The following is an 11358-nucleotide window of genomic DNA, read 5'->3' on the forward strand; positions in this document are numbered from 1 at the left end:
TGACGCCAGTATGTCGTCTTTAAGTACCGTATCGGCCTTGCGCAGCAGCGTCTGGTAATCGGCGGCATCAACCGCTTTACGATCCCTGAGCTGATAAACCCGCACCATTGTCGCCAGCGGCGTCTGTGCGCCATCGGCGTTAATGGCCGTGCGCGGGGTAAAATCCAGATGCAGAGTTTTAATTTTCTTGTAGAAGATGGATTTCGTGATACTGACCGTACCGTCCGTGACGGTCTGAGTCAGACCGCAGCCAGCGAGCAGGCTACAGGCAATAAGCGTCAGCGCCCACCAGCGGGTTACTGTTGCCATTCAAATGTTCCTTTAGTGAAAGTGGGTGTATACGATTATCAAAGCGGTAAAGTCCGTCTTCAGCGGATGGTAGCGCAGAACATTGCAGCCCTTCATAGCAGCCCAGACTGACGGTCAGACTCTCCCGGTTATTGCTGAGTTTGCCCGATTTCAGACCCAGCAAACCGGTACGGCCCAACTGGATACGCCTGCCTTTGCCAAGGCGGGGCTCAGGCAACAACCGCACAGGTACGGTGAGGCGCAATCGGGCGTCACTGCGGTAGCCGAGATAGACGCGCAACAGGACCAGCAAATCGGTATGGAGGACACCACCGGGTAACCAGCCTTCCGCCTCGTCCAGATCCGCTGTCTCCAGCGTCACCAGTACCCGGCTGCATGCTTCCTTTGCCGTTTTACCCAAGGTAGCCCGCTGCGAAAGACGGATGCGTTTTCTGGCCCCCAGCCTACTGCGATTATCGATATGGACCTTAACCGGATCGGGTTCGGTAATACTTGCCCGCGTATTCGGTGCCAGCAGGCTCACCAGGGCCCGGATACCTTCGGCATTGCGGGTGGGTAATCGCATGGCGCCTAGCAGGGCCAGAAAACGGGAAACCGGCGTGGCCACCCGTTCCGCCGTGCCTGGTATACCGAGTCCCACCAGCCCCAGCAGATGTTGTGATGTGGCATCGCGGCCACCTGCCTCGAAGGTCGCCGGATACGCGTATTTTCGCCAGATCCGGTAATACTGCGTGGTGATCCGGTGGCTGAAAATGTCCAGGAATGAGGTGACCGCCTCATGTCCTTCGCGGCGCTGCGCTATGTCATCCAGGTAGGATGTCGGCAGAGGGGAGTCCACTCCATACATCCCGAGAAATGTCGTGCGAACCGTTGGGGGTAATGTCGGATGGTCTTCGTCGGTCTCAATCGCTTTAAGGGTATTGACCGGGAATCCCATACCAGGCCATGGTCTGAATCGTACCGGATCGTCGCCCGGATTGCTGGTGGTGCCCAGTTTCGGCGCGTCCGGATTTTCCTGTTCCAGCAGCTGGCAGAAACGATAGAAATTGGCCCGCCAGATATCTTTGTTAAGGGCCAGGGCCAGCGTCAGCCCGGTACGTGCTGGCTGTGATTCTCGCGCCATCTCAGTCGTTTCCCTGTCGGTTGCAGTACCAGCGTAAGCTGGTTAAATAGGTGAATATCAGCATAGAGTCCAAAGAATCGATGCAGCATCTCCCCGAAGAGATTCACATCGCCCTCGCCTGCAAAATTGTCCCTATTCAGTGTGACCTCAATGTCCACGCCCCGGAGCATAAAGCCCTTCTCAAAACGGCGGATCAGGGTGTGCTTCACGTCGACGATTGCTTCAAGCCGACGGCGGTTCATTTCATCGTCGGTCCAGTCATAGAGCGCCAGCGTACCCCGCAGAACCTCCGGATTGTCCATCATGCTGAGGAAGTTTGAACCGAGGTGACTCATCACCCGCCAGTGAAAACGGTCGTTTGCCGGCGGATACAGCGGCATTGTCGGTGCGGTGACGTTCAGTACCCTGACAGGCACTTTGCCGGTTTTGACCACCCTGTCCAGGAGGGTACTTTCCAGTGCCTTACGCGGAAGCTGGCCGTTGGTGCCGGTGATTCGCATCGAGAGCGACTCCGGTTTTTCAGACAACTGCTCCAGCTCAAACGAGCGCCCCCCGAGAATTAACCAGGTGTCATACAGGCCAGAGGGGCCGCGTTTCACGCGGGTGTGATAATAACGTTCAGGGGCATCGTGTCGCATCATACCGCCCCGGTGCCGGAAGCTGGTGAACGGCACATAAGGATGTTTGCCATTCTTTACCGCACCGTGAATGTTATCCACGCTGTAAATCTCGGTGTGACCATCCTGAAGACGCAGGGGGCGCAGCAGATATTCATTCTCCAGTGGATCAAGGGTCAGCGGATCGGCTTCCAGGGTAAAGAGGTTGATAACCGGTGCACAGTGCAGCCGGAAGTTTTCCGTCTCAAAAGGCAGATCGGATGGCCAGGCTTCACTGAGCACAATGTCGATTTCAAACCAGGGGCTGGCCTCAGTGAGCCCGATGGTGTCGAGACCGCGCAGCTCAACAAACATAAACTTCGGACGGAAGCTGAAATATTCAAGCAGCAGCTGGTAACCACTGAAGGCAGTATCGGCTTTCTTCCACAGGCCGTCATTGTCGTCAAAGCCCATGGGTTTGCACCAGCCATCAAACTGATGACGTTCGGTGTGCGTCCCGGCATGACGTGCATACATGGCATGTACACGCCGGGTCATTGCCAGATGCAGCGCTGAGCTAACTGGACTCTCTGCGTTAAGGAATATGGCGACCTTGTCGATCCCGGCTTTATTCCAGTCCACTTTTTCAGGGCATTCGAAGCGCAGACGGATAGCAGAGCGACCATCGGTTTCAGTATGGTGGTGGGCATCTGCAAGGTGCAGCGGTTGTAGCGGCACATCACGGGTCGTCCGGTACTGACAGGCGGTTTTATGCGGCCCGACAGGACGTGACAGAACGGAGAAGCCTTCAGCCAGCATTTCGGCCTGACGCAGGCTACGCCAGTCAGGGGAAAATTCGACGATGGCCAGCGACGGGATAGTCCGCATATAGTGTGGCCACAGCAGACTCACCAACCCTTCAGTGAGCTCCGGCAGATCATCATCCAGCTTTTCACGCAAACGGCCCATCAGGAAGGCAAAACCTTCAAACAGGCGTTCCACGTAGGGATCGCGGGCTCCGGGTTTATCCAGATTAAGCATTGCTGCCCGATCCGGATGGGCACGGGCAAACTCTTTACCGGCTTCTCGCAGGTAGCGCATCTCTGCTTCGTAATAGCGCAGGGTTAAATCATCCATGCACGACATTCCTGAAAATTATTAAAGAAAACATTAGCCACAGAGCACCATGGCACGGGCTGGGTCAATGGCGATCAGACCTGCCAATAGCGTATCCATCTCAGGCATCAGACGGGCTTTATCAGATTCGCTGCGACCGGCTTTCATGCGTAGCAGCTTCAGACGTCGGGCCTGGACTTCAAACAACAGAGCGGGCTCCCAGTCTTTCAGCGTCAGCAGTGGCGCACGGGTAGTGAGTTCGCCAAGCAGATGAAGCGCCATTTCGTTTCGGCCATACTGCTCTGCCACCCGGGCCATCAGCAGGCGTATCAGCCAGCGATGGCGAGGTGTGTCCATCCCCGGTCGGGACTGGAGCCAGACAAGCGCCGCTTCGGGACCTTCCATGTCTCCCTTCTCCATGGCTTCGGACTCAAGGAGCAGCACATCATCAGCCAGACCATTAACGACGGTAGCGGATTCATCGCCGTACATCAGGCCTTCTTCATTCACTTTTTCAGCAATCCAGGCGGTGGTGACTTCGTCGGCAAAGGGGGTACCATCATTCCATGCCAGCCCTTCAAGGCCCGGGAGGCGTTTAAGCAGCAACCGCAGATCGAACAGGACGGAGTCTGTCCAGGTATCCCAGGGCTGACCGGCATGGCTGAGCCCCTGCCAGAGGTACCACTGAAGATCGAGCCAGAAATGGTTGACCCCTTCGCAATACATCTGGCTGGCCTGCTCAACCAGCTCGGTCCAGTTTTTCTGAAGATATAGCCGCTTAAGTTGAGCGCGATACTCGGGTTTCGGCGGTACCAGGCGGGTGCGGCCGCTACTGTCGAGTGGGGGGATCTGATCGACCGTATCCCACCGCACGGTCTTTATCAGCCGATTAGAAGCGAGCCAGCCCTGAGGTTGTTCGCTCAGCCAGCGGGAAAGTAACCTGGCCTGGTCGAGTAAATCGCGCCCCGATTTCACTGCTGACAGTTGCGGTGAATCTGAATGGGCAGGTTCACGCCTGTGCTCATGGGCGCTGCTGTTCTGGGGGACCAGCGCTTCCATTCCACCTGAACGTGCCAGACGGTTTTCAAGAGCGTTACAAAGGCCTGCAAAAGACGGTTTCTCAGCTTCCGGCCACTCTGCCACGGCGGATTCAAGCAGGATTATGGCGCCAGCCGTCAGACCGGCGTCATCGCTGTCCACCTCGGGCCATAACAGCAGTGCATCAGTCACTTTTGCACTGTTCAGCCACTCCAGCGCAGCTTTACGGGCAGCGGGACGCTTCGGATGACATGCCTGCCCGTAGCGGGTCAGCATCGCGACAAGCAGCAGTAAGCCTTCGGACAGCCCTTTTTCGCCGTCGCGACTGAGTCGGGCCTGTACGTACCAGGTCACCACACGAATATCTTTGGCACATTCGCAAAGACACGTCCGGGCCAGCTCGCACAACAGCGCTGAATCGGTACCCGAAAGCTTATTAATTTCTTCGCGCATCAGCTGAAAATTATCATCGTAAGCGGGATCGTCCCCGGTTTCAGATCCGGAGGTGAACGGGTGCAGCCAGCTATTCCAGAGCGACAGGGCATCATTTGCCCGGGAGATGAGGCGCTGCCTTTCTTCCTGGCTGGTGGCGCAGGCGGTTAACAGATCTTCCGGTGAACTCATTCTTTTTCCCGTTTGTTAGTCTCTTTGATAAATCTCACGACCGCTTCCAGAGAAGCGTCGTCCTTGCCATTGACGATTTGAAGTGGCTTACATTTCGGCAGCATACTTTTCTCTTCCCCATGAGTGGGTTTACAGTTCCAATAGCTTTGCCAATAGACTTTTCTGACATAGAGGCGAAGAAACCGATGGGGCGTGAAGTGGCTGCCCGCTAAAGTACTGGCTTCCGGCGCTCGTGGTGCCTACCTGAACCCGGAACTAGCCCGGGCATCCACAAAAATCTGCTCAGGATTGTCCGGTGGGATGAGACGGTGATGCTTTCAGATGCGTCTGGGCGCTGGTCTCACGAGTTTCCCCTCCCTTCCCCATTCGCTGCTCTCCGAACAAAGCCAGAACAGCACCGGCAGCACGGCGTGCCAGCATCCACGGATCCCCTCCTCCTGCTGACTGATGGCCGCGGAGACAGGATCGGTTAAGGCGAGATACTCCATCCCCATCGGAATGCGCTCCCGGGAAAGCGGCTCCTGAGCGAGCGTCAGGACGAGCAGCGCATCCCGGCCTTCAGCAAAAACTGTGTCAGCCGGAAAATCGAGCCAGAATTCCCTGTATGGCGGGCGGCGAAGCATTTCTCCTAACACTGCGTTGGTCTGGCGCGTTTCTCCCAGGATCCGAAAGAGAGATTCATCGCAATGGAGGAGCGTTATACCGGTTCGTCAGGCTGCAAGTGTCATATAAACGATATGTGGCAGGAAACGTTTTATGATCACGCGCCAAAGGAATCCTTCCTTTGGCGCCGGATTATGCTTCAGCCAGTCACTGAGCCATGCCCGACACTGCCGAAAGTTCATAAATTGCCTGGGAGCCGATGATTCAGCCTCCCGCCATTTATCTACCTCGCTGAAAATACCTGGTGACCAGCCTTCAACCTGTTTTGCAAAAGCCATTGCAGGGTGAGTTTTCCCGCCCACCGTTACTGGCGCTCTTCTGCGCCAGCGGCGACGCTGAAGATAGTGTCGGGCAGCGTAAACCCCTTAAGCTTCAGTAGTGCAAGCGGACCGTCGCCCAGTTCGCTGCGTATAACAAACTTCAGTGGATTACCTTCAGGGGTGATCCACACCAACTGCGTGCGGCTCGCATCAAGAGGTGTGTTCTGGGCCATATCCAGCAGACGAATGAAACCCCAGTTCCCTTGGTTGTTTGCGTAAAGCTGCATCCCGCTGCTGACACTACGCCAGCGGAGACTCACCCCTGGATAGTACGTGTTTCCCGGCCAGGTAAAGCTTTGCCAGCTTTCCATCTGGTTAAAGAAGTCCAGATTTTGCTCATCAAGCGTTAACTGCATACGGGCCACATCACGGGAAGGACGCGCCATTAATTCGAAATGTACGTTCGCATCCCCCTCTGCAAAAACGATATCCGACAATTCAGCCAGTTGGTTGATGGCCCGCAGGAAATCCGGGTTCACCTCCATCCCTTGGCTTGCTGAAGGGTCAACTACCCAGCGATTCCCTTCCTGATGAAGAATGCCGCCGAGGTTGGTTTTCAGGAACATAGCGATACGTCCTGAATCACTGCGCAGGAACTGAGCTAGCAAAGGTAGTGAGGCATCACTTCCGGTGGGTTTAAACGGATAGCGACCGGCAAAGGCTTTGTTCCATTGTTCGACAATGGTCGTCTGCCACCGGGTATTAAGGCTTCCCGCTGCCGGAGCCAGTATTTGTTGCCAGGCCAGATCCAACGGTTGCACAAACAGGGACTGACCGAATCCGTTCCACTCCTGCCCCAGGCTGGCTGCGACCAGACTGCTGTAATCACGCGTATCGGTCAGATCGATAGCCTTACCCTGAAATACGGTCTGAGCTAGCATCTGAGACATGGCTTGCGGATCCGGCGCACTGGTAACCTGCTGAAGTTTAAGGCGTACTTGGGTGACGCGGGCAAGCCAGGACTGGAAACTCAAGTTACCGTTACGTCCCGTACCCTCTTTTCCTTCCATGAATCCCTTCAGCGGCCCAAAAACATCCTCCAGCGGTCCTTTTGGCCCCTGCGCCTGCTCAATGAACTGTCGGGCATATCTTTTTCGGCCAACCAGTTTTTTTGCTGAATCCACTATTGAATCCGCCAGAGCCTTGTCCTTATCTCCTGTTTTTCCCTGGTAGTTTAGGGTATTCATCAGCGCCACAAGTGGCGAACGGCGCACATCCCCGATCAGGTTGAGCTGGGCTATAGCTTCTGACAGCGAAGTCGCCTCCTGCCATTGAATGCTGTTAACCATATTCAGCCAGGCATTACCAAAATCAGTAAAGTAACGCTCAGTCAGACGGGTCTTCAGTGCTTCAGGGGAGATATCGCTTCCCGGCTGGTGGGTCTTATCCGTCAGTACCCAGTCGATTTCATCCCGGCGGGTTTTAACCACCTCGTTAATGGCATCCTGTACCTGCTCTTCCCAGGCCTGACGGGTAAACATTCCCGGCACCACTTCTTCCGTCCTGAACACCGTTGAGGCATCAGTATCGCCGGTCATATCCGCTAGCGTTAAATCCGGCCAATTGCTGGCTACACGCTTCAGCATGTCCTGATACAGACCGGATTCGGCGTTACGCTGGCCAATCTGTTTAAGCAGGATCTGGCGCACGGTCGCGACAACCTCAGCATCCGGCTTAATTTTCCAGTCCGAATGCGAAGGGAGGTTCTGAGCATAAAAACCCAGCAGTTTCGGCGCCAGCGCCTGCCAGATGCCATCCGGCACGCCCTGTCGTTTCGGCCAGACCTTTAGCATATTTTTCGCCAGCCATCCGGCATCGGCTTTGTCCGGCCGGGCCATCATCAGATAACTTTTCAGCACATCGTAAGTACGCTGTGTACCCTGTGTGCGGGCATCACTTGCTGGAGGAAGTTGCACGAAGGCGTTCAGTTGATGCTGCAGGTTAGCTGCAACGGCATCACGCATTAGCAGGATATTGTTGCGGGCATACAACGGCCAGAGCGCCGCGAGCGTATCGCTGTCCTGATTGAGTCCAAAACGGGTATACCATGGCGCACCGGTCGCCTCGCGGTTTTGAAGACGGGCAATGACCTGCTGGAGTACAAGCTGGTTGTGCAGGCGTTCAGCCAGTGGTTTTGCAGTATCTGCTGCCTTCCTCGCCATTTCCTGCGCCTGATAAATTTGGGTACGGTTAACAATAAGGGACAGCAGTGTACCGGCCCCCCACAGGACAATCAGTGAAAGCAGAATTAACCGCAGCATCTTCAGACAGTCGAAGCCTAGCTTCCTGCCGCTGACGGCATTACAGTCATCAATGACGGCTTTCCAGGTCGGTGTGTCGGCGTGTGTGTTTGGTACCGTTCCGGCAACGGTCAGTTCAGGGCTGAACATGACCCCACGTAAATGCAAGGCCGCAGATCCCTGCATCAGCTCGCAGAGCAAATCACCCAGACTGGCTTTCAGCTCCTGCCGCAGTCGCAAGGACAAGTGAAGTAGACCGTTATGAGCCGGATTATTCAGTATCTGTGCCATACCAGCTTTTTGCAGGTATAGAGCCAGAGTAGAAAAGGCTTCACCCGCGCCTTTCATGGTGCCTTCCGGCCCGAATATGATCCCTGTCGCAGCCGTTTCCTCGTCCTGCTGAGCGCCAGTAGCGTTGTCAGTCAGCCACAGCCAGACAGGCGCCTGCCAGCCCAACTGGTGGTCGGCTTTCTGGCGACAACGCAAGAAGGCATCCCGTTCGCTATCCGTCGGGAGGGCGGAGGTACTGATTACATGAATGATGCCATCAACCGGTTGCCCGGATCGCAGGCGTTTCAGTTTTGAAAGGAAGACCTCATCCGGGAGTGACTGAGCGTCGCCGCCATAAATCAGCACGTTGCCGTCGCCTTCCTGCCAGAGATCATGGCACAGGCCCGGGGCTGCTTTATGGACGTCGTCCGGGTTGCCCATCACCAGCAGGAGTCGCACCTTACGCTGCCATCGGCGTCCATAGCGAAAGCGCAGGTGTTCGGACACGGCGTCTTCGCTGAAGACCGGTTCTTCGTCATCTTCTTCACTGAGAATGGTGTTCGTCACCGGAGTGATACTCTCAGCCTTTTTCTGGCCCCACTGGAAATACAACCCGGATTTACCGGCGAAGTCGAAAGCCTTCTCTGTCAGCCAGCCGAGTAAAAACATCGCGGCAACCATAATGGCGCAGAATGTGAGTATTCGTTGACCGTCATACGGTCCGAAGCCGGTGGCTGAGGCCACATTTTCCGGAAAGGCATAAAACAAAAATGCCACGATGGCTGTCAGGAAAAAGGCGACAGTCACAACCGAGCCGATGAGTGTTTTGACTTTTACCTTAGACATTCTTAGGCGATTCCTTGCGAACTTCTTCTTTGGTGATGACGGCAACCCAGATGTCGTCCTTATCAGCGGCGGGTTGTGCGGCGATAACCTGCGCCCCTCGTTGTTCAACGTCAGCATTAGCAAGCGTGATGGCCAGCCATGGAGCAGCATGGCCGGTATATCCCAGCACGGGATCGATACTGGAATTGTCTTCTGAAAGACTAAATTCCACTTCGCTCTCTTCGCAGGCATTATTCCAGCCGCTGCCCGACGTCAATGTGGGACCGGAGATCCAGCTTCCTTTGAGTTCATTGGGCAGGATCTTCGACCAGAGCAGCGCCCGGGTGAGCGTCTTTGTGAGCGTTGTTTCTGTTCCCCTTTCGGGGCGATGGAGGCGGAGCGCATCCGGCCAGGCATTGGCTTTGCGGTTGCTCAATACCACCATTGAGACAGCATCAGCATATTCTTCCCGGGGAGACGCCGGTAACGACAGCGTGATGGCAACCAGAATGCCAGGGTTGTCCCATCGCTTGTCCAGCCAGGCATCAAACGCCCCCAGCCCTTTTCCGGCCATCAGGCGAAAAATCCTGCCCGTCTTGAGTGAGAGATCGGCTTTAAGCTGCTCTTCAATCAGGGGATACAGATCGTTATCACAATCCAGCATCAGCCAGCATGGCAGCTCGGGCGGAAGCGGCTTAACTATCCCCTCTACACGCGTGGTCAGTTTATTAACCGCTGCTTTCAGGGCCTTCGTTAAATCTGTCTGATATTCTGGTAATGCCGCGTATCTGACCGGTTTGTCACATCCTCTTGGGCGAGAGAAATCGATAACGGGAGCTGCGACTTTCATTGCCTTCAGCAGGTCATCGGCATTGTTTCCGGCCGGACTCTGAATATAAGTACCGAGGATCCAGGCGCAGCGCTGACCGCGCAGAATTTCACTGTTGATGAGTGCTTCCCGCTCGACATTCCGGGACTCGGCCCCCACCTGTTCGGCTTTATAGGCAAACCGGCGTAAACCGAAAATAAACCCCCAGGTGCAAAATGGAAGACCCAGTGCGGTGAACCAGAAGACAAATCCGGTTCGCTCTGATGTCCAGTACCATAGCGTGAGTGCTATACCCCCCAGCATGATAAACGCCAAGAACAGCAGCCAGCGACGGGGGCCGGGACGCGCTATTTTTTGGGCCTTTTCAGGGATGGCATCCAGCCAGACGGGCATAATCAGGCAACCTTTGCTGCGGCAAATGAACTGATCAATGTGCAACCACAGGCACATTTATGGCCGTGAAATGCAACAGGGATACCATGATCAAGATAATCAGGATTGCCTTCTACGATGGTTGTAGGGCCATGTCCCGGAACCGGGCAGGACACTTTGTCACCTTTACGGGCAACGCCAATACCGCCGAATTTCATCGTTTCCGAAGCGGTCAGTACTGAGCCGCCGTGAGTGGTTTTATCGCCTTTGCGAATAATTTGAAGCATAAATTTACCTCATATCTGTGAGTTCCATAGAAAGATGCCTATGCCTTACATTTGCAATATGCGTTTCTTACCAGGTGCTTTTAAAGTCAATCTGTCTCAATGAGGCCAACTCAACCCAGCCTGTAACTGTAGTTCCTGACTTTGTTTGATAAGAAACTTGGGTATACGAGTCCTGCGTTTCTAATCGCTTAACATAATCTCCATTGACAATGAAAGTGTTTGTTTTTTTCATGCCAGAGTCAGTTCTCGCAAAAAATTACACACGCTTCTTACTTTGAACCTGATAAATAACCTCACCTGAAAGACAATATTTTTGAGCTTTTTCGTATTCATTGTTATAGGTCAGTTTAATAGGATTTCCTGGATCGATAGTTGTGTTAAGCAACTCTGCTTTGTTTTTGTCAAATAAAACCCATCCTATTGTGTCTGTGCCATCGGTATCAACCACTAATTTTGCCCTTATAATTGAATCATCATCTTCATCAATTATTAAGTTTACTTTGTTGGGTTTTACATTCCATTCATTAAATGGATAGTTGCTACTCCTCACTAACTCAGTAAAATATGAGCAGCACTGTTCCGGGCTTGCAGCAAAGGACATGGACAACGGCAACAACGAAAGTAATAGAGCCGTTATTCTTTTATAAGCCTTCATTTACTCTCCCCTTTGATTTCATCTACAAAACTTCACTGCACAAGAAAACCACAGATCTGCCGTTTCGAAAATGAGGCATACTTTTGTAGAT

The 11358-nt window shown here is 54.2% G+C and carries 8 protein-coding genes and 1 pseudogene; all 9 read right to left on the minus strand.

What is annotated here, in order from left to right; genetic code table 11:
• Positions 1–309: type VI secretion system lipoprotein TssJ (gene tssJ, locus WFM46_RS20220; protein ID WP_336998370.1), on the minus strand; the 309-nt coding region annotated here is incomplete at its 3' end.
• Positions 310–346: 37 nt separating this feature from the next.
• Positions 347–1432 (minus strand): annotated as a pseudogene (gene tssG, locus WFM46_RS20225) (type VI secretion system baseplate subunit TssG); the annotation flags it as partial.
• Positions 1396–3165: a type VI secretion system baseplate subunit TssF gene (tssF, locus tag WFM46_RS20230; RefSeq protein WP_336998371.1), complete on the minus strand. Its 1770-nt coding sequence runs from the start codon at positions 3163–3165 to the stop codon at positions 1396–1398. The gene tssF and the pseudogene tssG, both read right to left, overlap by 37 nt.
• 33 nt (positions 3166–3198) lie before the next feature.
• Entirely contained in the window at positions 3199–4806 is a 1608-nt protein-coding gene (gene tssA / locus WFM46_RS20235; RefSeq protein ID WP_336998372.1) for a type VI secretion system protein TssA, read from the minus strand.
• Between the two features lie 317 nt (positions 4807–5123).
• A complete protein-coding gene (locus tag WFM46_RS20240; RefSeq protein WP_336998373.1) occupies positions 5124–5429 on the minus strand; it encodes a hypothetical protein in 306 nt (101 codons plus the stop codon).
• A 344-nt stretch (positions 5430–5773) separates the two neighbouring features.
• Complete coding sequence (locus WFM46_RS20245; protein WP_336998376.1) at positions 5774–9145, minus strand: ImcF-related family protein; 3372 nt, start codon at positions 9143–9145, stop codon at positions 5774–5776.
• A complete protein-coding gene (locus WFM46_RS20250) occupies positions 9138–10346 on the minus strand; it encodes a hypothetical protein (RefSeq protein ID WP_336998374.1) in 1209 nt (402 codons plus the stop codon). The genes WFM46_RS20245 and WFM46_RS20250 overlap by 8 nt, the downstream gene beginning before the upstream one ends.
• 2 nt (positions 10347–10348) lie before the next feature.
• Positions 10349–10612 (minus strand): PAAR domain-containing protein, encoded by a 264-nt coding sequence (locus tag WFM46_RS20255; RefSeq protein ID WP_032418592.1) that lies wholly within the window; start codon positions 10610–10612, stop codon positions 10349–10351.
• 256 nt (positions 10613–10868) lie between these two features.
• A complete protein-coding gene (locus WFM46_RS20260; protein WP_336998375.1) occupies positions 10869–11267 on the minus strand; it encodes a hypothetical protein in 399 nt (132 codons plus the stop codon).
• Between the last annotated feature and the right edge of the window lie 91 nt (positions 11268–11358).

This window comes from Leclercia sp. M50, assembly GCF_037150775.1.
GTDB lineage: Bacteria > Pseudomonadota > Gammaproteobacteria > Enterobacterales > Enterobacteriaceae > Enterobacter.